The sequence below is a fragment of the Phascolarctobacterium succinatutens CAG:287 genome (genome assembly GCF_000434895.1).
In the GTDB taxonomy this organism is placed as follows: Bacteria; Bacillota; Negativicutes; order Acidaminococcales; family Acidaminococcaceae; genus Phascolarctobacterium_A; species Phascolarctobacterium_A succinatutens_A.
Genome location: NZ_FR892772.1, coordinates 1 through 26,791 on the forward strand (window position 1 = coordinate 1; position 26,791 = coordinate 26,791).

Below are 26,791 nucleotides of genomic sequence, written 5' to 3' on the forward strand. Positions count from 1 at the left end.
TTGTTCAATTTGCACTTGCAATCTACCATCCTTATTTTTTGTTTGTTAAGCCTAAAATGTAATCCGTGGATGTGTTATGAAATTTAGCCAAGGCAATGAGTATATCTGTCGGTATATCCCGTTCGCCTTTTTCATAGTTGCTGTAGACTCTTTGCGAGCAATTAAGGATTTCAGCCATTTGTGTTTGCGTCATATCCTTGTCCTCACGTAAGTCGCGAATGCGCTGATACATTGTTATCACCCAATAACATTATAGAAAGAGAAGGCACTTTAACTTGCCATTTAGCGCAAATTGCGCTAAAATCAGAATAGAAAAGTATTAGTTTGCTAATACTTCAGGCAAAACACACTCGATGTGTGCTTTTGCTTGACTGGGGGGGGACAACAGTGTATCATTATAATGAGTTATTGACAAATTTTTGATACATAAACAATTAACGGAGCTGACTTGAGAAAATGAAGGTTATTAGAAACGTAAATGAAACGCTAAAAGATGATTTGGCCTTAGAATTGCAGAAGGGCAGTATGCTGTCTATTGTGGCAGCAGATTTTTCTATGTATGCCTTCGAGGCTTTGCGTAAGGAGCTGAGCGAGATTGAAGAATTACGTTTTATTTTCACTGACCCTACTTTTATTCAAAAAGAGAATAGCAAGAAGGAAAAACGCGAATTTTATATTCCTAAAATAAATCGTGAGCGTCGTATTTATGGCACGGAATTTGAGGTAAAGCTGCGTAACGAACTAAATCAAAAGGCTATTGCCAAGGAATGTGCTGAGTGGATTAAGAAGAAGGTTACCTTTAAATCCAATGTTGGTAATAAGGAAATTACAGATAGGTTTATTGTATTGAACGATATAGCGTATTATACCGTTAATAGCTTCACAACTGTTGATTTAGGCTGTGAGCAGGGAAACAATATGGGCGTGAACATATTAAAGCTAGAAAGCCCTGCGTCGCAGGCATTCATAGAGCAATTCGCCAAGCTCTGGCAGAACGAAGAAGAGTTAAAGGACGTAACCAACAATGTTATAAGCAGTATAAGCTCGGCTTATAATGAGAATGCGCCTGATTTTATTTATTTCGTGACGCTGTATAATATTTTCCATGAATTTCTTACGGATATCAGTGAGGATGAGCTGCCGAATGAGCGTACAGGCTTTAAGAACAGCAAAATCTGGAATATGCTCTTTAATTTTCAACGTGATGCTGCGTTAGGCATTATTAATAAGCTGGAAAAATATAATGGCTGCATTTTAGCTGACAGTGTTGGTTTGGGCAAAACCTTTACTGCATTAGCTGTTATTAAATATTATGAAGGACGCAACAAGAATGTACTTGTATTATGTCCGAAAAAGCTGGCAGACAACTGGAATACGTATCGCGCTAACTATAAAAACAACCCTATTGCCAGCGACAGACTGCGCTATGATGTCTTATATCATTCAGACCTGCTGCGCAAGCGCGGTTATAGCGGTGATATTGATTTAAGCAGGATAAATTGGAGTAACTATGACCTTGTAGTTATTGATGAATCGCATAATTTCCGTAATGGTGGTGCCTTTGATGGCGAAGATAAAGAGAATCGCTATACGGTGCTGATGAACAAGGTTATTCGTGAGGGCGTGCAGACAAAGGTGTTGATGCTTTCTGCTACTCCCGTTAATAATCGCTTTAACGATTTGAAGAATCAGCTGCAATTGGCCTATGAAGGTGATAGCAGCAAAATTAATGATAAGCTGAACACCAAAAACTCTATAGATGATATTTTCCGTAATGCGCAGGCTGCCTATAATCATTGGTCGAAGCTGCCTCCGGCAGAACGCACAGTGCAGAATTTGCTGGAAAACCTCAGCTATGATTTTTTCAATTTGCTTGATTCTGTGACTATTGCACGTTCACGCAAGCATATTACCAGATATTATGATACAAAGGCTATTGGCAGCTTTCCTGAACGCAAAACGCCGCTATCCTTTCGCCCTGCATTGGTTAAGAATGGCGCGGTAAATTATAAAGAAATATTTTCGAAGCTTGATGAGCTGGAGCTGTCTATATATACTCCTACGGAATTTATTTTGCATAGCCGTTTGCCGAAATATGCAGAGCTTTTTGATGATAATAAGGTCAATACTGGCTTTACACAGGCGAACCGTGAGCGTGGTATTCGTCGACTGATGGCGATAAATATTTTGAAGCGCATGGAAAGCTCCGTGTATTCGTTCAGGCTGACTGTGGAAAGAGTGCGGGCTAGTATTTGCGCAGCATTGCAAAAGATAGACAGCTTCACGCAGCACAGGCTTGCTAATGTGCAGGTGGATACCGGTACTGATTTCAGCGGCGCTGATTTTGATATGGAAGAGGAAAGCTTTGTTGTGGGCAAAAAGGTGCCTATTGAGCTGTCTGACATGGATATTGTGAGCTGGGGGCATAGCTTGCTGCATGACAAGGAGTGTTTGGATGAGCTGCTTGGGATGGTGCAGAGCATTACGCCTGTGCAGGATAATAAGCTGCAGGAACTGCTAGAGCTTATAGACGATAAAATTCAGCATCCCTTGAATGCAGATAACAAGAAAATTATTGTGTTTACTGCCTTTGCCGATACTGCTGCTTATCTTTATGAGCATGTCAGCAAGCATGTGCAGGAGCAGTTTGGCTTGCATACGGCGATGGTTACAGGCTCGGTGGATGGCAGATGCACGATACCGAAGCTTAGGTGTGATTTGAATACTGTACTGACCTGTTTTGCACCATTGGCGAAGGATAAGAAGCTGATTTTCCCTGAGGATAAAAACGAGATAGATATTTTGATTGCTACTGATTGTATTTCCGAAGGTCAGAATTTGCAGGATTGTGATTTTCTTGTGAATTATGATATACATTGGAATCCAGTGCGTATCGTCCAGCGCTTCGGCCGTATTGACCGCATAGGCAGCAGAAATGCCTTTATCCAATTGGTTAATTTTTGGCCAGACGTGGATTTGGACGACTACATTGACCTCAAAAGCCGTGTAGAAAGTCGTATGAAGGCAGTTGATTTGACTGCTACCGCGGACGATAATCTGCTGAGCAATAATGAAAAGCTCGACTTGCAGTATCGCAAGCAGCAGCTTCAGCAGCTACAAAAGGAAGTTGTCGATATTGAGGATATGAGTACAGGTATTTCCATAATGGATTTGGGCTTGAATGAATTCCGCCTGGATTTACTGGAATATATCAAGACGCATGGCGAGCTGGATAAAACACCCTTTGGCCTGCATGCCGTTGTACCTGCAAGCGAGGAATGTCCTCCGGGTGTAATTTACGTGCTGAAAAACTGCACGGATAACATAAATATAGACAGAAAAAATCTTCTGCATCCGTTTTACGCCGTATATATTGGCGAGGATGGCGAAATTATCTGCAACCATTTGGCGCCGAAGAAGCTGTTGGACAAGCTGCGCTTTACCTGCCGTGGCAAGGATAAGCCTATGACGGATTTGTGCAATGGATTCAACAAGGCGACGAATGATGGCAGAAGTATGGGTGTTTATTCCCGGCTTTTGGAGGATGCTATTGCTTCCATAATCAACGTGAAGGATGCAGACGATGTTGACAGCTTCCTGAGCGGTGAGGAAATCAGCTTCTTTGATAACAGCATTAAAGGACTGGATGATTTTGAACTGATTTGTTTCCTCGTTGTGCGAGGTGAGCAGTGATGTTAGGCTTACCGCAGACTACAGAAGTAAAAAAGATTATTCCCAAACGTGACTTATACAGCAAGTTTGAACTGAATACAGCGGAGCAGAAGGAGTTTGACGCAGCCATCAGGCAGATAACCATCGTCAACGAAATTTCCTTACGCACAATACCTGCCTTGCAAAAGCAGGAGCAGGAGAAAGCTGTTTTTGTTTTGGCGGTACAGCTGAAGCAGGAGGGCTGTGCGGAAAGGCTTTTACAAAGGCTGTGCAGGCTGATTGACCAGCGCTTGCTGTTAGCGCTTTGCTATGAAGATAAGCTGCAGATGGCGCTGTATTTCGATAACAGAATATTGCTCAATGAATTTATGCCTGTGGCTGAGCAGAAGGTGAATTTGCAAGGCACAAGCTTGAACGATATTTGGGAGCACCTAGCTCTGCAAGTGGCGAAATTAACGCCATGTGCAGGGCTTACACCTGCTTCCGTAATTGCCAACGCCGGCAGGCGGGCAGAAACAGAAGCACAGATAGCAGTGCTGACGAAGAAAATGTTTGCGGAAAAGCAGGCACGCAAAAAACTGACCTTGCGTGAAGCAATAAACAAGCTGAAAAAAGAACTGGAGGATTTACAATGATGGAACATCTCAACATGCAATCTATGGATAAGGTTGCAGCAAACGTAGCCAAGATAAGGGAGCTATTCCCTAATTGTGTTACCGAAAGAATCAATAATGAGGGCCAATTGGAGCATGCCATTGATTTTGATATGCTGAAACAGGAGCTTAGTGACCATGTTGTAGATGGTTTGCAGGAACGCTACCAGTTTACTTGGCCGGATAAGCGCAAAGCAATTTTGGCTGCCAATGCTCCGATTAACAAAACCTTGCGCCCCTGCAGAGAAGAAAGCGTGGATTTCGATAATACGGAGAACCTTTATATTGAAGGCGATAATCTGGAAGTGTTGAAGCTGCTGCAGGAAACGTACTTAGGCAAGGTGAAGATGATTTATATTGATCCCCCGTACAATACAGGTAATGACTTTGTATATGAGGATGATTTTAAGCAAAGTGCGGATGAATATATTGATAATAGCGGGCAGCTTGATGAAGAGGGCAATCGTCTGGTAGCTAATACAGAAAGCAACGGTCGTTTTCATACCGATTGGCTGAATATGATATATCCAAGGTTGAAGCTGGCGAAGGATTTGCTGAGTGAAGATGGGGTTATTTTTATTTCTATTGATGATAACGAAGTTGAAAATTTAAGAAAAATTGGTGATGAAATTTTTGGTGAGAGTAATTTTGTTAATCAAATAATTTGGCATAAAAAATATGGTGCTGCCAATGATGCTAAGTACTTATCTGATGTTCATGATTACATTTTGCTGTTTTGTAAAAACAAAGAAAAATGGCATCCTAATTTGTTCGAAAGACCGGCAGAATTAAATGCAAAATATAAAAATCCAGATAATGATCCGCGCGGTCCATGGATTGCTACTAATTTATCAGTAAAAACTTACTCCTCAACTAATGATTATGTGATAAAGTCTCCTGCTGGATTAGAATTTACTCCACCACCATCTCGCTGTTGGAGTGTATCTAAAGAGAGATATGAAGAAATGTTAGCAGATAATCGCATAACTTTTGGTACTGATGGATTATCTAGACCATATAAGAAAACATTTTTGTCAGAAGTTCAACAAGGTATAGTACCGACAACTGTATGGTCTTATGATGATGCAGGACATAATATTGGTGCGAAATCAGAATTAAGAGATATCTTTAAAGAGATAAGAGTGCCATTTGATACTCCTAAACCTACTAAATTAATAAAAAGAATAATAAAAATGGCAGAAACGGAAAGTTGTGATGATATTATTTTAGATTTCTTTTCTGGCTCAGGAACAACTGCGGATGCCGTTATGCAACTTAATTCAGAAGACAGAGGAAAGAGAAAGTATATTTTAATTCAATTAAAAGAAGAGACTTTGGAAAAATCGATAGCACGTATGGAAGGTTACAAAAACATCTGTGAAATCGGCAAGGAGCGCATCCGCCGTGCAGGTCAAAAAATAAAAGAAGAAAACCCACTGACAACGCAGGATTTGGACATCGGTTTCCGTGTTTTGAAATGCGACAGCAGTAACATGGAAGATGTGTACTTCACGCCGAAGGAATACATGGATAAACAGCAGAGCCTGTTTATCGACAATATCAAAAAAGACCGCAGCGATGAGGATTTGCTGTTTGATGCTATGCTGAAGCTGGATACGCCGCTTTCCAGTAAAATCGAAAAAATTACCATTGCCGGCAAAACTGTCTACAATGTGGCGCAAGGTCATTTAATGGCTTGCTTTGATAAGAACGTAACGGATGAGGTTATCACTGCCATTGCCAAAGAAATGCCGAGCTATTTTGTTATGCGTGACAGTTCGCAGGCTGATGACAGCGTAGCGATTAACTTTGAGCAGATTTTCAACACCTATAGTCCGCAAACAGTGAGGAGGGTGCTGTAATGAAGTTCAGTTTTAAAATTCAGCAGTACCAGACGGATGCTGTCAATGCAGTGGTTGACGTGTTCAAGGGACAGGTGCGTCCTGCGCAGGATACCAGTTACTTTTTTGATCCGGGCAGACTTGTGCCGGTGAAAACAAAAAAAGCAAAGAATAGCAATGGTTATAATTTGTTCCAGCAGGAGCTTGATGAACAGGAAGCTAAGCAGAATATAATACTTGGTTATGCTAATGCGCCAATAAAATTGGATAAGGTGCAGCTTCTGGAAAATATTAAGCTTATTCAAGGCAATAATAATATAACTCCGTCGAAGGAGCTTATGGAAGGTCAGGGAAAGTGCAGTCTTGATATTGAAATGGAAACAGGTACAGGCAAAACCTATGTCTATATCAAGACCATGTTTGAGCTGAATAAGCAGTATGGCTGGAACAAATTTATTATCATCGTCCCTTCTGTCGCAATCCGTGAAGGCGTCAAGAAAAGCCTGGAAACGATGGAAGAGCACTTCATGAGCCAGTACGGCAAGAAAGCGCGCTATTTTATTTATGACAGCAAAAACCTGACGAAGATTGATGATTTTGCCAAAAGCAACGAAATCAATGTAATGATTATTAATAATCAAGCCTTTGCCAAGTCCTTGAATGAGGAGAAGAATAAGGAAGGCCGTGGCGGTGATAAGGGTGCGTTGATTATTTACAGTGAACGTGATGAATTCGGTTCACGCAAGCCTATTGATGTTATAGCCAAAACTAATCCTATTTTGATTATCGACGAACCACAGAAGTTGGCAGGCAATGTTACGCAAAAGGCGATGAAGCGCTTTAATCCGCTTTTCAGCGTCAATTATTCCGCTACGCATAAGGATAAACATAACATGGTTTATGTTCTTGATGCACTTGATGCCTATAATCAGAAGTTGGTTAAGAAAATCGAAGTCAAAGGCCTGGAAATGAAGAATCTGAAGGGCGTAGACAGCTATCTTTATTGCGAAGAAATTGAAACTTCTCCTACCAAACCGCCAAGAGTGCGTTTGGAATTTGAGGTGCAGCAGTCAAATAGCATTAAACGCGTAAGAAAACTTTTGGGTAAGCGTGACAGTCTGTATGAATTATCCAATGGCATGAAGCAGTATGAAGGCTATGTGATTAGTAACATAGATCCTCGCGGTAAGGGCACGGTAACTTTCACAAACGGTGAAGTGTTGCATTGTGCGGATGTTGTCGGCGATGTAACGGAATTATACAAACGTCGTCTGCAGATACGCGAAACGCTGCTTTCACACTTTGAAAAGGAAAAAGAGCTTTACGCACAAGGTATTAAAACACTGAGCTTATTTTTCATTGATAAGGTAGAAAACTATCGTAAATATAATGAAGATGGTACACAAGAGCTTGGCGAGTACGGTAAAATTTTCGAAGAAGAATATATGCGTATTTTCAACAGCAAATCTACCGAGCTTTTTAAAGATGATCCTTATGTACAATACCTGAATAGAGTAGCTGCAGATGTGCATGATGTGCATACCGGTTATTTCAGTATTGATAAAAAAGGGCATAGTATTGACAGTAAGTGCGAACGTGGCAAGGATACCTCTAACGATGAATCCGCGTATGATTTGATTATGAAGAATAAGGAAGCCTTATTGAGCTTTGATAATCCGGTACGTTTTATATTCTCTCACTCCGCATTGCGTGAAGGCTGGGACAATCCGAATATTTTTCAGATTTGTACACTGAAAGCGTCTAACAGTGATGTCAATAAACGTCAGGAAGTTGGCCGTGGCATGCGACTTTGCGTCAATCAGCAAGGTGAGCGTATGGATTTGCTGACCTGCGGAGAAGCCATGGTACATAAAATAAACCAACTGACAGTTATTGCCAGTGAAAGCTATGCTGATTTTGTCGGAAGTCTGCAGGATGATATGAAGGCAGCTTTGTATAAGCGTCCTACGCATGCATCTATTGACTATTTTGCTGACAGAACAGTAAAAGTCGATGGTAAGCAATATAAAATTGAAAGAGAACAAGCCGGTACTATTATGCTTTACTTAGGTGTAAACGGCTATGCTGATTATGATGGCAAAATCACTGATAAATATAAGGCTGATAAAGAAGCAAATGATTTTGCGCCTTTGCCACCGCAATTAGAAGAGCTTGAACCGGCAATACATAAACTGATACAGGGAATTTTTGATGAAGAAGTTCTTAAAATGATGGTTGCTGATGCTAAGGAAACAAAGGTTAAAGCTAATCCGTTAAATGCAAACTTTGATAAAGCAGAATTCCAGGATTTGTGGAATCGCATAAATCATAAATATGCTTATAAAGTTAATTTTAGCAGTGATGAGTTAATCAAGAAGGCTTCGGATGCCATCAATAATGAGCTGGTAGTAACTAAAATTCAGTATAGGCTTGTAGTAGGTTCACAGAACGAGAATTTACAAGAGCATGAAATTGATAGCAAAACAGGCTTTACTACAACTCGTACAAAAACCGATACTATGAAAAATACATATGATAGCGGGTTAAAGTACGATTTACTTCATGAAATTGCTTCGAGAACTACGCTTACACGTCGTACTGTAGCAAGAATACTGCAGAACATTTGGAAATCTAAGTACCGTATGTTTGCAGAGAATCCGCTTGACTTTATTAACAAGGTATCAAGTATTATCAATGTCCAAAAATCTGCTTTAATAGTAGACCATGTAACTTATAATACGACCAATGAAACATTTGATACTGATATTTTTACTGCTGAATATACTCGTGGCAATTTCGCTAAAGCATATCGTGCAAAACATGCTATTCAAGATTATGTTTTTACGGATGGCACTGCAGAAAAAAGTGTGGAACGTAAATTTGTAGAGGAACTTGATACAGCAGATGAGGTTGTTGTTTATGCAAAGCTACCGCGAGGGTTTCATATTCCTACGCCGGTTGGCAAATATTCGCCTGACTGGGCAATTGCTTTTAAGAAGGGCGTAGTCAAGCATGTCTTTTTTGTGGCAGAAACAAAGGGGACTTTGCAAAGTATGGAGTTGCGAGCTATTGAAAAAGCTAAAATAAACTGTGCCGAAAAGCTCTTTGAAAAACTTTCCAATGGCGAAGTGCATTACGGTCAGGTAAAGGATTACAAGAGCCTGATGGATATTGTACTGGATAGATAAACCACAACCGAATATGGAATAATTCACGCTGATAGTTTGCTGGTGCCTATGTGTACACCCTTTTTGTAAAATCTTTACACTTGCCGCTATAAGAACAGGCTAATAATTTTCCTCGTTGACAAATAGCAGTAACAGTAATATAATTTTTTTAATAGCAAACCATTAAGATAGAGGCGCGGAAAGCATGAGTAGGTTGTGGAGCGGGAGCTGAGAAGCATCACAAAAGGGCTAACGCCGAAGTGCAATGGCAGCCGTGTCGTTGTGCTGGGCCGTCAGTGAAAGCTGCCGGACTGTCGCTGCATATGCAGCGGAGGGCTATCTCGGCTATGGGTGTGAATATTTATTTAGCATGCTAACCGTTGAGATAGAATCCAAAGGAAATATCTCAACGGTTATTTTTATGATTAAGGAGTGAACGACATGATTCGTGTTTTGGTAAATGGTGCGCTGGGCCGCATGGGCAGCGAGGTATGTAAAAAGGTATATAGCGAAGCGGATTTGGAGCTTGTAGGTGCTGTTGATATTAAGGAAGGCACTGTACATCTGGGTGATGGCGTTAAGGTGATGACTGACCTGGTTGCTGCTATTGAAGCTGCCAAACCGGACGTAGTTGTTGACTTCACCCGTCCTGATGTTGTTATGGGCAACCTGCGCAAAATGCTGCCGCTTGGCGTGCATGCTGTAGTAGGCACAACAGGCTTCAGCGATGCGGATTTAAAAGAGGTTGATGAGCTGGCACGCAAGCACAACACCAGCCTGCTGATTGCTCCGAACTTTGCGCTTGGCGCAGTTGTGATGATGAAGCTGGCGTGTGAGGCTGCCAAATATTTCCCGCATGTGGAAATTATCGAGAAGCATCATGATAATAAGCTGGACGCTCCGAGCGGTACGGCTATTATCACCGCACAAAAGATTGCTGAGGTGCGCAAGGCTATGCAGCAGGGCAATCCTGATGAAAAGGAAACCATGGCAGGTGCGCGCGGTGCGGATTACGAGGGCATGAAGATTCACAGTGTCCGTTTGCCGGGTTACGTTGCTTCCCAGGAGGTTATCTTCGGCGGTCAGGGCGAAACACTGAAAATCAGCACTGACCCGATTAACCGCGAATGCTACATGCCGGGCGTTGCGCTTGGCTGCCGCAAAATTGTTGACCAAGTAGGCTTGGTATACGGCTTAGATAAATTACTCTAAATAGTGAGGGGGAGAATTTTATGAAAAAGTATAACGTTGCTATTTTGGGTGCTACCGGTGCTGTTGGTACTGAATTTCTGAAGCTTATTGAAGAAAGAAACTTCCCATTTGCAGAACTGCGTCTGCTGGCTTCCAAGCGCAGCGCAGGCAAGCAGATTGAATTTATGGGCAAAACATATACTGTGCAGGAGGCTACCAAGGATTCCTTCGAGGGCATTGATATCGCTCTGTTCGCAGGCGGCAGCGTTTCTAAGGAGTTTGCTCCCTACGCTGTAAAGGCTGGTGCCGTTGTTATTGATAACTCCAGCACCTTCCGTATGGACCCCGAAGTGCCGCTGGTTGTGCCGGAGGTTAACCCCGAGGACATCCTGAAGCACAAGGGCATTATTGCCAACCCTAACTGCTCTACAATTATTATGGTTATGGCATTGAAACCGCTGTATGACCTGGCACGCATTAAACGTATCGTCGTTTCTACCTATCAGGCTGTTTCTGGCGCCGGCAAGGATGGCATTGACGAGCTCACCGACCAGACTAAGGCTTACAGTGAGGGCCGTGAGATGGAGGCACACATTCTTCCGTCCGCAAGTCTGCCGAAGCATTATCCGATTGCGTTTAACCTGATTCCGCAGATTGATGTTTTCCTTGACAATCTCTACACCAAAGAAGAGATGAAGATGATCAATGAAACCAGAAAGATTATGCATGATGACGAAATGCGCATTACCGCTACTACCGTGCGCGTGCCTGTATACCGCAGCCACAGCGAATCTGTAAACATTGAATTTGAGCATGATTTGGAGCTGCAGGATATGGCAGCTGCTATCAACGCTTTCCCCGGCGTTCAGATGATGGATGATCCTGCCAACCAGATTTATCCGATGCCTTTATATACCTCAGAAAAATATGACTGCTTCGTTGGCCGTCTGCGCCGCGATGAGTCCAATCCGAATACCTTTAACCTGTGGGTAGTAGGCGACCAGATCCGCAAGGGCGCTGCGCTGAACACTCTGCAGATTGCTGAGGTTATGATTAAAAACGGCTGGTTAGAAAAATAATAATGCACCTCTGCGTGTAAAGACTACCTGGCGTACAGCTTGTACGCCGCAGCCTTTCCGGCATCCGGTACATTTTGCATTTTAATATAAACAGATGAGGAGCAATTTACATGAAAATCATTGTACAGAAATTCGGCGGCACCTCCGTCGCGAGTGAGGAAGCCCGCGTTGCAGTTAAAAACAAGGTACAGCAGGCTATCCGCAACGGTTACTCCCCGGTAGTAGTAGTTTCGGCTATGGGGCGAAAGGGTGCGCCCTACGCAACTGATACTCTTATCGGTACCCTGAAGGACGTTAACCTTTCCGTTAATGTGCGCGAGATGGATATGATGATGTGCTGCGGCGAAATCATTTCCGCCTGCGTAATGGCAGCAACTCTGCAAAAATTCGGTATCAACGCTATGGCACTCACCGGCGGTCAGGCAGGCATTGTTACTGATTCCCAGTTTGGTGCTGCACGTATCAAAAACATCAATACCTCCGGTCTTATCCGTCTGCTGGAGGCAGGCATCATTCCGGTTGTCTGCGGCTTCCAGGGCATGACGGAAAACAACTATAAATTTACTACCTTAGGTCGCGGTGGCAGCGATACCTCTGCTGCTGCACTGGGCGCTGCGCTCAAGGCAGAGTTCGTTGAAATCTATACAGACGTTGAAGGCATTATGACTGCAGACCCGCGTATTGTCGAGAAGGCAAATATTCTGCAGCAGATTTCCTATGCTGAGGTTTGCCAGATGGCACAGAACGGTGCGAAGGTTATTCATCCGCGTGCCGTGGAAATTGCCATGGGCAGCAATATTCCCATGTATGTTAAATCTACCTTCAGCGATGCTCCCGGCACTTTGATTACCAGCGAACGCATCGGTCAGGGTAACGGCGGCGAAATTGCGATTAACGAATCCTGTGCCAGCGGCGTAGCTCATCTTAATGATTTGGCACAGTTCCGCATTGACCTGAACCCGCAGGATATTACTGCAGGCCGTAATCTGTTCGAAGATTTGGCGGATGCAGGCATCAGCGTAGGCTGCTTGAACCTGTCCGAGAAGGAAGCAATGTTTGCAGTATTTTCTCCGGACGTAGAGCACACCTGCAAGGTGCTTGATGCAACAGGCTTTAAATATACGCTGAACGAAGGCTGCGGCAAGGTTTCCGTTGTCGGCAGTGCTATGCGTGGCGTGCCTGGCATTATGGCTACCTTTGTAACTGCGCTTGCCAGCCACAATATTGCTATTCTGCAGACTGTGGACAGCGATACCACAATTTCCGCGATTGTAAAAGAGGAGCATTTGGTGGAAGCAGTCAAAGCATTGCATGAGGCCTTCAAGCTGTAGGCCGTGTATAAAGCACCGTCTGCGTTGTTGTGTTTCCTCGACGTACTGTTAGTACGCCGTCGTCAACACGCCTAGCATCCGGCACTTTCTCCACAGCCTATTAAGGTAAAGAGGAAATAAAGCACCGCCTGCGTTGTTGCGTTTTCTCGACGTACGTGAAGTACGCCGTAAAAAATATAAAATTATTTAGATAATAAACAATATATCATAGAGAATTTTAGTTTCTATTAGTTTTAAGAGGTGGAATTACAATGAAAAAACCGTATTTTGGCAGATTATTAACGGCTATGGTTACGCCGTTCAACGCTGATGGCAGCATCAATTATGAAGCCGGTGCAGATTTTGCTGACTGGCTGCTGGCTAACGGCAGTGACGGCCTGGTAGTAGAAGGCTCTACCGGTGAAGCTGCAACCATGGACATGGATGAAAAAATTAAATTCATGCAGACCATCGTTGCACGTGTCAACGGACGTGCCAAAATTGTTGCCGGTGCAGGCACCAACTGCACTGCCAGCACTATTGACCTGGTTAAGAAAATGGAGGCTTGCGGTGTTGACGGCGTGCTCGTAGTAGGCCCGTACTACAACAAACCGACTCAGGAAGGCTATTACCAGCATTTTGCAGCCGTAGCAAAGGCTACTAAGCTGCCGATTATCGTTTATAATGTTCCGGGACGTACCGGCGGCAATATTGCTCCGGAAACTGTTGCACGTCTTGCAGCAGATTTCAGCAACATTGTGGCTATTAAAGAGGCAGCAGGCAATGTAGCACAGACTGCAGAGCTGTATCGTGTACTGCCGGAGGATTTCTCCATTTACAGCGGCGATGACGGCCTGATTCTGCCGTTCCTGTCCGTTGGTGCCTGCGGTCTGATTTCCGTTCTGGCCAATGTCAACGGCAACATACTGCAGCAATTGATGCAGGCTTACAGCGAAGGTCGCGTGAAAGATGCCGCTGACCTCAACAAGGTTATGGTACCGCTGGCAAAGGCTATGTTTGTGGAAAGCAATCCGATTCCTATCAAGGCTGCCGTTACCAAGGTTACCGGTATCAATGCCGGTGCTCCGCGTCTGCCGCTGACTCCTATCAGCGCTGCCGCTGAGGCTAAGCTGGATGCAGCTTTAAAAGCAGCAGGCATGATAAAATGAGCAAGCTGGTAGTAATTATCCAGTGTGATACAGTGCAGCAGCGTTGCTGCGGCTACAACTGTACGCATGCTTTTTACAGCCGTGAGGGCAAGTTTGCCGGTTATCCCGAGGATACGCATTACATGAGCTTCACCTGCGGTGGCTGCTCCGGCGGTGCGCTGACGGTGAAGCTGGAAAACCTGGCGAAGCGCCTGCGCCGCTTTAAGGAGGAGGGGCAGGAGCTTTGCGTGCATCTTTCTACATGCATGGTATCGGATAATTCGCATAAGCCGCCTTGTCCGCATCTTGATTACATCCAAAAGATTTTGGCGAAAAAGAAGTTGACGAATATTGTACATGGTACATATATTTCCAAAACGGCAACCAGACGTCGCGAGGAAGGTATCTATAAGGAATTTGAATAAGCTTTGAAAAACACCCTGCGTATTGCCGTTGGCAATGCACAGGGTGTTTGTGCGTTAAGGTGAAAGAAGTTAAGTATCAAAACATGGTTTACTGCTTGCAAATGCTTGCAAATGTTTATCGCTGATGCTATACTTAGTTATGAGGGGGATGATAAATATGGCTAATACTACTGCTCTTTATGCAAGAATTGATAGCGATTTAAAAGAAAACGCTGAAAATGTATTACAACAGTTAGGAATCACGCCTGCAAGTGCGATACAGATGTTTTATAGTCAAATTGTTCTCACTCGTAGTCTGCCGCTGAAGCTACGACTGCCGGTTCGCGAACCTGTGGCGATGGGAAGCTTGTCGCGAGAAGAGCTTGATGCCGAGCTGGCTAAAGGAATTGCTTCATTGAAAGCAGAAAAAACTTACTCTGCTGATGAGGTTGATGGAATCCTGGCGGAGGAGTTCGGCATATGAATTTATATCGTGTAGAATACTCTCAAGAAGCATTAGTTGATATTAAGAGCATTTACACTTATATTTCACAAATACTTCATGCTCCGCTTACTGCTAGAAGGCAGGTCAACCGTATTAGAAAGGAAATACGGGATTTAGAGGCTTTTCCTACCAGATATGTGTTGGTGGAATGGGAGCCGTGGGCAAGTATGAAAATGCATAGGCTGCCTATAGATAATTATGTTGTATTTTATTTGGTGGATGAACAGGCAATGGCTGTGAAAATAGTACGCATAGTATATGGGGGAAGAAATTTAGAGGATTTGGCCTAAAATAATAAGAACTGCCGCTAGGGATAATTGCTTTTGTCCTGAGCGACAGTTCTTTTATTATCTATGCTTATTTACTCTTCGTCGTCAAATTTTTCGGGGAAGAAGATGCGCAGTGTTTTTTCGTCGACTGTTTTGCCGAAGCTGTTGCCGATGAAGAAGCACAGCAGGGAAAGGCCGATGCCGAGCACTATCTGGTGCAGGTCAAGCACCTTAATCTTAAAGACCATGGCCAGGCAGTAGATGATTACACCGCCGCCCATGGCTGCAATAGCGCCGTATTTGTTGGCCTTGGGCCAGAAAAGACCGAAAATCAGCACCCAGAAGAAGGCTGTTTCCAGACCGCCGAAGGCAAACATGTTAATCTGCCAGATAACACTTGGCGGTTTGATAGCGATGGCATAAACAAAAAGGCCGAGGATAATTGTTGCGCCCAGGCTGTAGAGGCGAATTTGGTTATTGCTGAGCTGCTCTTCGCGCTTGCCCTTGATGTTCATGTAAACGTCCTTAACGATAGAGGAAGACGAGGAAAGCAGCAGCGAGGATCCGGTGGAAATGGTTGCGGCAATGGGGCCGATGATGATTACACCTGCCCAGAAGGGTGTAAGGCTGTGCACGATGGCGATAGGCATAATGTTATCAACGCTGTTGCCGTAGGCTGCAATAGGTCCTGTGAGGATGCCTTTGCTGATAACGCCTATCCAGGTTGCTACCAGAGTCATGGCGCCGATTACGACGGTACCGATAATCATAGCGTTATGCAGCGCCTTGGTATCCTTGTAGCTGATGCCGCGGACAACGGACTGCGGCAGCGACAGTGTACAGATGCCGACGAGCAGCCATTGGCTGATGTACAGCGAAATCGGCATTTTGCCGCGGGAAAGCGGCTCAAGCATATCGGGATGCTGGGTGCTGATGTAGCTCATGATTTTGTTGAAGCCGCCGCCTGCGTGCATCATGCCGCCCATGAGGATGCACAGGCCGACAATCATGGCGATAGCACAGCAGGCGTCGGTAACGGCAACACCCTTAAAGCCGCCGATGGTGGTGTAAATGACAACAATCAGGCCGAACATCGTGAGGCCGGTGAGGTAGGAGAAGCCGGTTACTGCTTCGAAGAGCTTGGCGGCGCCGACGAACTGTGCCACCATAGTGGCGCAGAAGAAGGCGACAATAACAACGGCAGCCATGTTCGCCAGAAAGTCGGAATGATAGCGGGCACGCAGTACGTCGATTACAGTTACGGCGTCAATCTCACGCGCAATCAGGGCAATCTTTTTGCCGAACACGCCCAAGACGAGGAAGATAACGACTACCTGTACGATGGCCATGTACAGCCAGCCGTAGCCAATAACCCAGGCTACGCCCGGACCGCCGACGAAGGTGCTTACGCTGCTGTAGGTGGCAGCGGTGGTCATCGCCAGCACGAAGCCGCCGAGAGTACGGCCGCCGATGAAGTAATCCTTGGCGAAATCCTTTTGTCTGTTTTCCTTTGACGTGCGCTGGATATAGGCGCTGATGCTTAACAGAATCAGCAGAAAGGCCAGTGCTGGTAAAATATTTAAAATACTACTCATGCTGCTTATCCTCCGTGCTGTCATCCAAATCAAAGTTGACAAAAACCTTCTTTGTCAGAAAAACGGTAACGGCGATGGCAAAGAGCCAAGTGCCGACACAGCCGCCCCAAACCCAAAGTGGTGTATGCCAGAAAGTAATATTACTGTCTGCCAGTCCAAAGCCTGCCAGGCACCAGAAGATGATGACGGCGATGGTGGCGATAACGGTAGCCAGAGCTTCGCGGTTGGCCTGGCGGAATTTATCACTGCGCTTCATATAAACTGCTCCTTTCGCTCAGACAATGCTGTCTGCTTACGTTAATAAATTTATTTTACCACAAAATATGCAGAAATACTTGCAAAATATGCTTAAAAGCATCATAAAATATCAGACGCCTGGTGTAATTTGACGGCTGTCTGTGTTATAATGTATCTTGGTGATTAATTTGAAGAAAACAATGTATAATTTAGCTACAATGTGGCTGACGCTGAGCGTCATTTTTTTCCTGTGTGAATATGTAACCGGTATGCTGCAGGTTGTGACATTAGGCGGTCTGGTGGCAGGCTCCTTTATCGAGGGTGCTTTTATGTGCCTGGGCTTGAAGCTGATGCATGTTATTGTCGACAAGCAGTTTTTGCTGACGAGGCTGCAGGAGCTGGCCAAACGCAGAAATGACTCCCTGAAGGCTATGCTGGTGATGGCTGCCTTCTCCCTGGAGGGTGCCGTAACTGTTTGCCGGATGCTGCCGGGTTATGACCTTAACTTTGGCATTATGCACGGTATTTTTCTTTTGCTGCTTTATCCGGCAGCAGCTATATTTTTGGATAAGTTGATGTTAAAGGAGCAGATGGAGCATGGAAATTAAGCTGATTGCCAGCGATATGGACGATACACTTTTGAATAAGGACTGCCAAATTTCTCCGCGCAACGAGGCAACTATCAGAAAGGCGCTGGACGCAGGCAAGATTTTTTTGATTGCTACTGGCAGAATGTACGTTTCCGTGCGTCCCTATGCGGAAAAGCTGGGCCTTGATGTGCCGCTGGTTACCTATAACGGCGCTCTCGTTAAGGGCAGCCTGAGCGGCAAGGTTTATTACGAGCACAAGATGAAGCTGTCTACCGCCAATGAGGTGCTGGCATACTGCCGCGAGAAGGGTTATTACCTGCAGCTTTATGTGGGTGACAGCATTTTGATTAAGCAGGAGAATGACTGCTCCCGCATGTATACTAAAATCAGCGGCATTCAGACGACTGCTATCGGTGAGGCACTGTATCATACGGATGAAGCACCATATAAAATTTTAGTTATGACTAAGAGCGAGGAATTTGCCGATGTATGGCAGCAGTTCAAGAAGGACTTTGCCGGTAAGCTTGATGTTACCAGCTCCAAAGACAATTTCCTGGAGCTGATGGAGCCCGGTGTCAACAAATGGGAGGCGGTAAAAAGCGTAGCGGCAAGCTACGGCGTACAGCCGCAGGAAATTATGTGCATCGGTGATTCCAATAACGATGTGAAGATGATTGCCAATGCCGGTATCGGCGTTGCTGTTGCTAATGCTAAGGACAGCGTGAAGCAGAATGCAAAAATCATTACGGCATCCAATAATGATGACGGCGTTGCTTTGGTAATCGAAAGCATTTTGACGCCGCAGGCAGCGGAATAAAATGAGGGAGCGTGTTTAGTGCGCTCCCTTTTCATAATGTAGAGATAAGGTTGGTGACAGTAATGGCAGAGGAAAAATCTTTATTGGAATATGTGCGCAGACAGGCGGAGCTTACGCAGCAGGATGATAAAAAGCAGCAGACTTTGCAGGAAGCTCATGCACACGCTCACAACCATCCTAATAAGAAGAAGGTTGTCAACCGCCTGGCACGCATTGAAGGCCATGTGCGTTCTATCAAGACAATGGTAGATAACGACAGGGATTGCTCGGAGGTGCTGATTCAGATAGCTGCGGTGCGCAAGGCGTTGGATAATACAGCTAAGGTTATTTTAAAGGACCACTTGGAGCATTGCATTTTGCACGCTATCGAAAAAGGTGAGGGCAGCAAAAGTCTGGAGGATTTTGAAGCGGCTATTGATCAATATCTGCGCTGAAAATAAAAAAGCTGCACGTTAAGAGCGTGCAGCTGTGTTTGAGGCTATGCCAGAGCTACTCTTTGCTGCAGCTTGGGAACAAAAAACAGTAAAAAGCTGCTGCGGGCAATATAGAAGATGAGGAAGGCCAGCCACAGGCCGATGTTGCCATAAAGCGGGATGAGTGTAAAGTAGGCGGTAAGGTAACAGCCTGCTGTAAGCAGCATGGAGATGCAGATAGGCTTGGTGTAGAGCGCACCATTGAATACGCCGTAGTAGACGATACCGAGTGCACTGATAAGCGGGAAGAAGGCTATAAACAAATCGTACTGCTGCGCCGTGGCAATGACGCTGTGCAGATTGGTGAAGCAGCCAAGAATGGCGTGACGACAGCAATAATAGCCGACAGTCTGCAGCAGGCCGAAGCCGATGGCCCAGATAAAGCTGATGCGCAGCGTATCGTTGAGCATGGAGCGGTCGTGCTCGCCGAAGGCAATGCCGGAATAGATGGCACCTGCCTGCGAAAGGCCGGTCAGAATATCGCCCATAATGAACTGTATCTGGAAAAGAATAGAATTAGCGGCCAAAAGCTCGCCGCCGAAGGCTGAGCTTTGATGCATAAAGCTGTTGACCATGATGATCATGCAGAACATACGCACGGTGAGATGCGAACCGCACTGCAGCATCTGGCGGCAGGTGGGACCGGAAAAGATTTTTCGCAGCGGAACTGCTGTCAGCGGCAGGGGCTTGTGCTTGGCATAAAAGTACAGAATAGCCAAAAAGCCGGTAATATTGGCGATGCAGGTAGCAGCAGCAACGCCGGTTACCTCATAATGCAATACAATGACAAAAAGCACGTCCAGCAGCAGGTTGATGACGTTGCTGGCAAGTGCGGTGAGTACCGCGATACGTACATGCAGTGTACCGGCGAACCATCCCTGTGCTGTCTGGAAAACGAGCGTCAGCGGCATAATCCAGATGAGCATGCGATAATATTGCTCCAACATAGGCTTGGTTGCTGCATCGGGGTTGAAGAGCAGTAATGCTGTCCGCCAGATGGGCTCCTGTAAAATTACGAGCAGCAGGCCGATGCCGAAGGCTGCCAACACTCCGCGGATAAAAGCACCGGCGAGCAGTTTGGGATCGTGTTGACCTAAGGCCTGCGCCGCAAAGCCGCTGGTGGAGATTTTCAAAAAGCCGAAGAGCCAATAAACGGTGCTGAAGATAACAGCACCCAAAGAAACAGCGTTAATGTATGTATAATTCCCCAAATGCCCGACTACGGCAGTGTCGACGGCACCCATAAGCGAGGCCGCCACTGTAGAAAATGTAAAGGGAAGACTTGTTTTTATAAACTTCATGTGAGATAATTTCATTGCTGCACCACATTCCTATTAAATTTCTTGCAACACTATAATAACCCCCTATAGGGGATAATGTCAATAGGAATAATTATCATTAATTAGTTTTTTCCTGAAAAATTTACATAAAAGCTGTGTTTTTTGTTTAAAAGAAGGGATATCTATGTCTATTCTGCCGATTTTCATACCGCATGCAGGCTGTCCGCATCAATGCGTTTTTTGTAATCAAAAGACGATTAGCGGACAGAAGCTGGCTGCTGTGGCCGCCGCCAAGGAGCAGCTGATGCGTTGGCGCAGTTGGCTGCAACCGAGTGTGCAGCACGAGGCGGCGTTTTATGGCGGCAGCTTTACCGGTCTGCCCCTGGAGCTGCAGGAGGAGCTGCTGGCGCTGACGGACGCATTGCTGGCCGAGGGCTTTATCGGCAGCGTGCGTCTTTCGACACGTCCGGACTATATAGATGAAGAACGCTTGCTGCTTTTGCAGCAGCATGGTGTGCGCCTGGTGGAGCTGGGCGTGCAGTCGCTTGATGACAGGGTGCTGACGGCAGCGGAGCGTGGCCATACGGCGGCGCAGGTGGCGCCGGCGGTGGCGCTTTTAAAACGCTTCGGCTTTCAAGTCGGCCTGCAGCTGATGGTGGGCATGCCCGAGCAGAGCTTTACCAGCGTGCAGGAAACAGTGCGTAAGGCGATATCAATGCAGCCTGACGTGGCACGCATCTATCCTTTGTTAGTAATCAAGGGTACGCCGCTGGCTGCGGACTACGCGGCGGGGCGTTTTGTACCGCTGACGCTGGAGGAGGCCGTGACGCAGGCGGCCTGGGCTTATCGCGAGCTGACGGAAGCAGGCGTGAATGTTATCCGCATCGGCCTGCAGCCTGACGAGGAGCTGTGCGCACCGGGCAACATTCTTGCGGGGCCGTTTCACCCGGCAATGGGCGAGCTGGTAAAAAGCAGGGTGCTGCGCACCGAAGTGACGTCACAATTAGAAAAGCTGGCTGACTGCGGCGCTGTTACAATATATTGCCCTGCACGCTTGGAATCAAAGCTGCGCGGGCAAAAAAGCTGCAACCTGCGCTATTGGGAAGCGTGCTTCCCGGGGCTTAAGCTGCAGATAATTCAAGATAAGGCAGATGAGATAAGAGTATGTCCACATGTAAATCCTTTGCACCAATCGTAGATGAGCACAGCAGAATATTGATTCTCGGCTCTATGCCGGGGATAAAATCGCTGGAGCAGCAGGAATATTATGCGCATCCGCAAAACCGCTTCTGGCGTTTGCTGGCGTTGCTTTTAAATGAGGACGTACCGCAGGATTACGCTGCCAAGCAGGCTTTGCTGCATAAGCATCACATTGCACTGTGGGACACGCTGGGCTATTGCGAGCGCGAGGGCAGCTTGGACAGCAGCATCAAAAACGAGGCTCCGAACGCTGTCGTTGAGCTTGCAGGCGAGCTGCCGCATTTACAGGCAGTGGTCTGCAACGGTGGCAAGGCAGCTGCAGCCTTCAAAAAATATTTTGCCAAAAAACTGCCGCAGCAGGTGCGAATCTTTTATTTGCCGTCGACAAGTCCGGCCAATGCGCGCTTGCGCTTGGAGGATCTGGCGGAGCGCTGGCAGGTTATTTTGCAATTTTTAGCATAAGAGAAGTTCTGCCTGGTGTAAAAAAATTGTATTTTATGATACAATAAAAAGATATAATAACTGACTTATAGAAAATGGGTGATTGCTAGTGCGTTTAAAGTCCTTTTCAACCTATGGCTTTAAATCCTTTGCTGATAAAACTGAATTGACCTTTGACAAGGGAATTACTGCTGTTGTCGGACCGAATGGTTCAGGCAAGAGCAATATTTCTGATGCCATCCGTTGGGCGTTGGGCGAGCAGAGCGCCAAGTATCTGCGTGGCAGCAAGATGGAGGACGTAATTTTCTCCGGCAGCGGCAAGCGCAGAGCGTTGGGCGTAGCGGAGGTCACCATTGATTTTGATAACAGCGACAGGACGCTGCCGCTTGATTTTGAGCAGGTAAGCCTGACGCGCCGCATATTCCGCAGCGGTGACAGCGAATATGCGATTAATAAGAAAAGCTGCCGCCTGAAGGATATTATCGACCTGATGGCGGATACAGGCCTTGGTAAGGGCTCTATGTCCATTATCGGCCAAAATAAAATTGATGAGGTCTTAAATAGCCGTCCCGAGGATAGACGCAGTCTGTTCGAAGAGGCGGCAGGCATTGCCAAATACCGCCTGCGCAAAAAGGACGCGGTACGCAAGCTGGACGATACGGCCAACAACCTTACGCGTATCAACGATATCCGCAGTGAGGTAGATGCGCAGGTGGAGCCTTTGGCGCAGGCTGCAGCCAAAACGCAGCAGTTCAACGAGCTGAGCGAGGAGCTGCGCCGTTGCCGTCTTTCCGTGCTTTTGCGTCGCCTTGATGCGATGGAAGACACAGGCAATGAGCTGCTGGCGAAAAAGCAGGCGGCTGAAGCTGCTTACTCTGAGCAGGCAGCAAAGGTCGGCAGCATGCAGGCCGAGGCCGTCAAGGTGCAGCAGGAGTTGGATAAGCTGGCTGAGGCTTATAATAAATTACAGGATGATATCAAAAACCGCGAGACTGCTTTGGAAAAGCTGCGCGGTGACCAGAAGGTGCTTGATGAACGTGTCAGCCAGAACGAAAGAGCTGGCGAACGCCTGGTGCAGCGCAACGAGCGCCTGGAGCAGCAGGTGAAGGAGCAGGAAGCAAGAATGCAGGAGCTGGCAGCAGAGTTTGATGCTGTCGAAAAAAGGCATACTGTGGCCGATGGCGCTGTCAAGCAGCTGCAGGCGCAGCGCGATGAGCAGAGCGCCAAGCTGGAGGAAGCGAAGCGCAGCGACGAGCAGGCGCAGTCACAGTTCTTCAGTGGTATGCAGGAGCTGATTAGGCTGCGTAACGAGCTGCATAACCTGGAGCAGGAGCAGGAGCAGCGCGCACGTCGCCGCGATGCTTTGAAAAAGAGCATCGAAGAGGCGGAAGCTGCAGACCGTCAGGCACAGGAGCAGTACAACAGCCTGCTGGAGCAGCAGTCGCAGTGCGCTCACGGCATGGAGCTGGTGCGCAGAAAAGGCGAGGAGCTGCGCAGTGCCTATGAAGCAGGGCAAAAGGAGCTGCAGGCTGTGCGCAGCAGTCAGCAGCAGTGCCAGCGTCAGCTGACGGCGGCGGAAACGCGCGAGCAGAGCTTAAAGCGTCTGCAGCAAAGCTACGAGGGCTTCAGCTACGGCATCAAAGCGGTGCTGAAGGCGCAGGAGCCTTGGCGTGAGCAGGTTGTAGGCGTGGCAGCGGAGCTGCTGCAGGTAGAAGATAAATATGTCGCTGCTATTGAAACAGCGTTGGGTGAGGGCGCACAGAACCTGGTGATGCGCTCGGCCAATGCGGCGAAGGAAGCGATAGCCTTTTTAAAGCGTACTGGTAGCGGACGCGCAACCTTCCTGCCGTTGGATACAGTACAGCGTCGCAGCCCTAACCGCGAGGAGGAAGCACTGGCGAAGCTGCCGGGAATTCTTGGCTATGCGGTAGATCTGATCGGCTTCAAGCCCGAGGCGGAAAATGCTGTCCGCTTCTTGCTGGGCAGAGTGCTGATTGCCGAAAACATTGATGCTGCCTTGGCTGCGGCAAAGGCCGGACGCTACCGTCTGCGCGTAGTTACGCTGGACGGCGATGTGGTAAATGCCGGCGGCAGTATGAGCGGCGGCAGTAAAAAGCATAAGGAAGGCTATCTGAGCCGTAATGTAGAAATTGCGCAGGCGGCAGCGCAGATGAAACAGCTGCATGCCGAGATGCTCAGCTGGCAGGAAAAGCTGGAGGAGCTGGAAGCAACCGAAGGAAATCAGAAGGAGCAGCTGCAGCAGCTTGCTGCACAGTTGCGTCAACAGCAGCTGAAGGCCGACAGGCTTAAGCTCAATCTGGAACAGGTGCAGCAACAGAAAACGCGCGACAACGAACGCCTGCTGCTGCTTTTGGATGATCGCAGCAATATCACCGCGGCCTATATGGCAAACCGTGATAAGGTCAAGGAGCTGCGCGCGGCAGTTGCGGAGCGCGAGGGACAGGATACCCAGGCTAAGGAGCTTTTGGATAGCCTGAAAAAGGAAATTGCCAAATACGGCAGTGCGGTTACCGCTTTGTATAACCAGCTGCAGGATGCCCAAATTACGCTGCAGACCTCTGCCGCACGCACGCAGGATATCACCAAGGCTATGCACAGTCTGGACCAGGATACACTGCGCTTGCAGGAGGAGATTGCTGCCAATGGCAGGGAGCAGGAGCGCAGACAGCAGGAAATTGCGGACTGTGGCGTGCAAAAGCAGCGCCTGCAGCAGCAAAGCGATGAGCTGCTGGCACAGCTGCAGCAGATTTTGGGCGGCAAGGATGACTTCGCCCAGGAGCGCGGCGACCTGGTGGATAAGCAGCAGGAGATAGAACAAGCGCTGACAGGATTACGCAAGCAGGTGAACGACAGTGAAGCGCTGCTGAAGCAGACGGAGCTGGATTTGGCAAGGCACGAAAGCAGCTGCGGCCATATCCGGGAGCAGCTAGAGCAGGATTATCAGCTGGATGAGGCGGCTGCGCGCAGTCAGGATTTACCTGAGCTGCAGGCAATGGAGCTGCCGGAGCTGCAAAAGCAGGAAAGCCAGCTGACGCTGCAGATTGCGGGCCTGGGACCGATTAACGCGGCGGCGATTGAAGAATACAACGCAGTGAAGGAGCGCAGCGAATTCCTGCGTAAGCAATATGACGATTTGTGCACAGCAAAGGACAATCTGGAGGCGGTCATCGCGGAAATCAACAGCGGTATGACCAAGCGCTTCAAGGAGGCCTTTGCTAAAATCAACGAATACTTTGCGCAATGTTATGTCAAAATCTTTGGCGGCGGTACGGCAGTGCTGCGGCTCACCGAGCCGGATAATCTGCTGGATTCCGGTATTGATATTGACGTGCAGCCACCCGGCAAAAAGCTGCAGAGCCTGTATCTGATGAGCGGCGGCGAAAGAGCGCTGACGGTTATCGCGCTGCTCTTTGCGCTTTTGAGCTACCAGCCATCGCCGTTCTGTATCCTGGACGAAATTGACGCGCCTCTGGATGATGCCAACATTCAGCGCTTTGCCGATTTCCTGCGGGATTATGCAGGAAACACGCAGTTTATTGTGATTACGCACCGCAAGGGAACAATGGAATGCGCTGATATCATGTATGGCGTAACTATGGAAGAATCCGGTGTTTCTAAACTATTATCCGTAAAAATAAATGCAAAGGAGAATGAATAATGGGATTTTTTGAGCGTTTAAAGGAAGGCCTTTCTAAAACAAGGCGCAACTTTACTGACCGCATTCAGGAGCTTGTAGGCCTGTCTGCAACGATTGACGATGACTTTCTCGATGAGCTGGAAATGATTCTGTTATCTGCGGACGTAGGCGTAAAAACTACTGAAAAGCTTATCGACGCAGTGCGTAAGGCTGCGAAGAAAAAGGAAATCAACGGTACCGAGGATGTTATTCCCTTCCTGAAAAAATATATGGCAGAGATGCTGGCAGACAGTGGCCAGCGTACACGTATCGGTGCTAAACCGACGGTTATCCTGGTAGTTGGCGTTAATGGCGTAGGCAAGACCACTACTATCGGCAAGCTGGCAAATTACTTCACCCTGTTCAAATACAAGGTTGTTCTGGCAGCAGGCGACACCTTCCGCGCTGCGGCAGGCGAGCAGCTGCAGATTTGGGGCGAGCGCGCGCATTGCGACGTTATCCGTCACGCTGAGGGTGCAGACCCGGCGGCAGTTGTTTTTGATGCAATGAAGGCTGCTATTGCGCGTAAGGCAGATATTCTTTTTATTGATACTGCAGGACGCTTGCATAACAAGGCTAACCTGATGAACGAGCTGGAAAAAATACACCGTATTATCAAACGCGAAATTCCCGAAGCTCCGCACGAAACCTTCCTGGTTCTGGATGCTACCACCGGCCAGAACGCAATCAATCAGGCTAAGGTGTTCATGGAAACCGCTAAGGTTACCGGCGTTGTACTCACCAAGCTTGACGGCACTGCTAAGGGCGGCGTGGTTGTGGCAATTAAGGAAGAGCTGGGCCTGCCGGTTAAATGGATCGGCGTAGGCGAAGGCATTATGGATTTCCGCCCCTTTGAGCCGGATAAGTTTGTAGAAGCGCTGTTTGACAGCGGCAAATAAGAGGCTGCTTGCAGCCGACAGGCGTTGCGGCCTGGCGTATATTATTATAGTAGAAAATCTCCCGAGCTGCGTTTGGCAGCGTGCGGGAGATTTTTTTATGCGGGCGTAAAAAAGCCGTTCGCGGCAGCGAACGGCGGGGGGGGGGGGGGGGTTTTAGTTATAGGTTGACTATTCTTGTTCAGCCTTAATTTTTTCAACCTGCTCAACAGAAAGCGAAGTACCTTTAGCGACATCTTGTACTGATAATCCCATGCTTAAAAAACGCTTAGCAGTAGCAAGCTTTTCTTCGGCTAAAGTGTACCCTTTGTCAAGGACAAATTAAG

22 protein-coding genes and 1 riboswitch are annotated in these 26,791 nt (G+C 47.1%); of the genes, 18 read left to right on the plus strand and 4 right to left on the minus strand.

Annotated features, from left to right (window positions below):
* Positions 1-31: 31 nt before the first annotated feature.
* Complete coding sequence (locus BN587_RS03080; RefSeq protein WP_044484102.1) at positions 32-232, minus strand: helix-turn-helix domain-containing protein; 201 nt, start codon at positions 230-232, stop codon at positions 32-34.
* Positions 233-456: 224 nt separating this feature from the next.
* On the opposite strand from BN587_RS03080, the gene BN587_RS03085 reads away from it, so the two are divergent.
* From BN587_RS03085 to BN587_RS03135, 11 genes are all read left to right on the plus strand, one after another.
* A complete protein-coding gene (locus BN587_RS03085; RefSeq protein ID WP_021719688.1) occupies positions 457-3,693 on the plus strand; it encodes a helicase-related protein in 3,237 nt (1,078 codons plus the stop codon).
* A complete protein-coding gene (locus BN587_RS03090; RefSeq protein WP_021719689.1) occupies positions 3,693-4,307 on the plus strand; it encodes a DUF4391 domain-containing protein in 615 nt (204 codons plus the stop codon). The genes BN587_RS03085 and BN587_RS03090 overlap by 1 nt, the downstream gene beginning before the upstream one ends.
* On the plus strand, positions 4,304-6,187 hold the full coding sequence (locus tag BN587_RS03095) for a site-specific DNA-methyltransferase (RefSeq protein ID WP_021719690.1): 1,884 nt from the start codon (positions 4,304-4,306) through the stop codon (positions 6,185-6,187). The genes BN587_RS03090 and BN587_RS03095 overlap by 4 nt, the downstream gene beginning before the upstream one ends.
* Entirely contained in the window at positions 6,187-9,354 is a 3,168-nt protein-coding gene (locus tag BN587_RS03100; protein ID WP_021719691.1) for a type III restriction-modification system endonuclease, read from the plus strand. Before BN587_RS03095 ends, BN587_RS03100 begins: the two co-directional genes overlap by 1 nt.
* 160 nt (positions 9,355-9,514) lie before the next feature.
* Positions 9,515-9,680, plus strand: a riboswitch (Lysine riboswitch).
* Between the two features lie 94 nt (positions 9,681-9,774).
* Complete coding sequence (gene dapB, locus BN587_RS03105; RefSeq protein WP_021719692.1) at positions 9,775-10,545, plus strand: 4-hydroxy-tetrahydrodipicolinate reductase; 771 nt, start codon at positions 9,775-9,777, stop codon at positions 10,543-10,545.
* A 20-nt stretch (positions 10,546-10,565) separates the two neighbouring features.
* On the plus strand, positions 10,566-11,603 hold the full coding sequence (locus BN587_RS03110; protein ID WP_021719693.1) for an aspartate-semialdehyde dehydrogenase: 1,038 nt from the start codon (positions 10,566-10,568) through the stop codon (positions 11,601-11,603).
* A 110-nt stretch (positions 11,604-11,713) separates the two neighbouring features.
* Positions 11,714-12,934: an aspartate kinase gene (gene dapG, locus BN587_RS03115; RefSeq protein WP_021719694.1), complete on the plus strand. Its 1,221-nt coding sequence runs from the start codon at positions 11,714-11,716 to the stop codon at positions 12,932-12,934.
* Positions 12,935-13,185: 251 nt separating this feature from the next.
* Positions 13,186-14,082: a 4-hydroxy-tetrahydrodipicolinate synthase gene (gene dapA / locus BN587_RS03120; protein WP_021719695.1), complete on the plus strand. Its 897-nt coding sequence runs from the start codon at positions 13,186-13,188 to the stop codon at positions 14,080-14,082.
* Positions 14,079-14,486 carry a CGGC domain-containing protein gene (locus tag BN587_RS03125; RefSeq protein WP_021719696.1) on the plus strand — a complete coding sequence of 136 codons (408 nt, stop codon included), beginning with the start codon at positions 14,079-14,081 and terminating at the stop codon, positions 14,484-14,486. Before dapA ends, BN587_RS03125 begins: the two co-directional genes overlap by 4 nt.
* Positions 14,487-14,643: 157 nt before the next feature.
* The gene (locus tag BN587_RS03130) at positions 14,644-14,949 is read left to right on the plus strand and encodes a type II toxin-antitoxin system RelB/DinJ family antitoxin (protein ID WP_021719697.1); all 306 of its coding nucleotides are present in this window, start codon (positions 14,644-14,646) and stop codon (positions 14,947-14,949) included.
* The gene (locus BN587_RS03135; RefSeq protein WP_021719698.1) at positions 14,946-15,260 is read left to right on the plus strand and encodes a type II toxin-antitoxin system RelE/ParE family toxin; all 315 of its coding nucleotides are present in this window, start codon (positions 14,946-14,948) and stop codon (positions 15,258-15,260) included. Before BN587_RS03130 ends, BN587_RS03135 begins: the two co-directional genes overlap by 4 nt.
* Positions 15,261-15,331: 71 nt before the next feature.
* Here the strand turns inward: BN587_RS03135 and panF are convergent, their stop codons facing one another.
* Both panF and BN587_RS03145 read right to left on the minus strand, forming a co-directional pair.
* Positions 15,332-16,834, minus strand: a complete 1,503-nt coding sequence (panF, locus tag BN587_RS03140; protein WP_021719699.1) for a sodium/pantothenate symporter — start codon at positions 16,832-16,834, stop codon at positions 15,332-15,334.
* A complete protein-coding gene (locus tag BN587_RS03145) occupies positions 16,827-17,090 on the minus strand; it encodes a YhdT family protein (protein ID WP_021719700.1) in 264 nt (87 codons plus the stop codon). Before BN587_RS03145 ends, panF begins: the two co-directional genes overlap by 8 nt.
* Before the next feature lie 181 nt (positions 17,091-17,271).
* Here BN587_RS03145 and BN587_RS03150 point away from each other — a divergent pair, with 181 nt between their 5' ends.
* From BN587_RS03150 to BN587_RS03160, 3 genes are all read left to right on the plus strand, one after another.
* Positions 17,272-17,679 (plus strand): hypothetical protein, encoded by a 408-nt coding sequence (locus tag BN587_RS03150; RefSeq protein WP_021719701.1) that lies wholly within the window; start codon positions 17,272-17,274, stop codon positions 17,677-17,679.
* Positions 17,669-18,478 (plus strand): Cof-type HAD-IIB family hydrolase, encoded by an 810-nt coding sequence (locus BN587_RS03155; protein ID WP_021719702.1) that lies wholly within the window; start codon positions 17,669-17,671, stop codon positions 18,476-18,478. Before BN587_RS03150 ends, BN587_RS03155 begins: the two co-directional genes overlap by 11 nt.
* A gap of 62 nt (positions 18,479-18,540) precedes the next feature.
* Positions 18,541-18,912, plus strand: coding sequence for a metal-sensing transcriptional repressor (locus BN587_RS03160; protein WP_021719703.1), 372 nt, complete (start codon positions 18,541-18,543; stop codon positions 18,910-18,912).
* Between the two features lie 44 nt (positions 18,913-18,956).
* Here BN587_RS03160 and BN587_RS03165 read toward each other — a convergent pair whose 3' ends face one another.
* Positions 18,957-20,195 carry an MATE family efflux transporter gene (locus BN587_RS03165; protein WP_021719704.1) on the minus strand — a complete coding sequence of 413 codons (1,239 nt, stop codon included), beginning with the start codon at positions 20,193-20,195 and terminating at the stop codon, positions 18,957-18,959.
* Between the two features lie 220 nt (positions 20,196-20,415).
* Here BN587_RS03165 and BN587_RS03170 point away from each other — a divergent pair, with 220 nt between their 5' ends.
* The 4 genes from BN587_RS03170 to ftsY all read left to right on the plus strand — a co-directional run bounded on the left by BN587_RS03170 (position 20,416) and on the right by ftsY (position 26,468).
* Positions 20,416-21,429, plus strand: coding sequence for an elongator complex protein 3 (locus BN587_RS03170; protein ID WP_021719705.1), 1,014 nt, complete (start codon positions 20,416-20,418; stop codon positions 21,427-21,429).
* Entirely contained in the window at positions 21,396-21,893 is a 498-nt protein-coding gene (locus BN587_RS03175) for a DNA-deoxyinosine glycosylase (protein WP_021719706.1), read from the plus strand. The genes BN587_RS03170 and BN587_RS03175 overlap by 34 nt, the downstream gene beginning before the upstream one ends.
* An 88-nt stretch (positions 21,894-21,981) precedes the next feature.
* Complete coding sequence (gene smc / locus BN587_RS03180; RefSeq protein ID WP_021719707.1) at positions 21,982-25,551, plus strand: chromosome segregation protein SMC; 3,570 nt, start codon at positions 21,982-21,984, stop codon at positions 25,549-25,551.
* A complete protein-coding gene (ftsY, locus tag BN587_RS03185) occupies positions 25,551-26,468 on the plus strand; it encodes a signal recognition particle-docking protein FtsY (protein WP_021719708.1) in 918 nt (305 codons plus the stop codon). The genes smc and ftsY overlap by 1 nt, the downstream gene beginning before the upstream one ends.
* Positions 26,469-26,791: the final 323 nt, after the last annotated feature.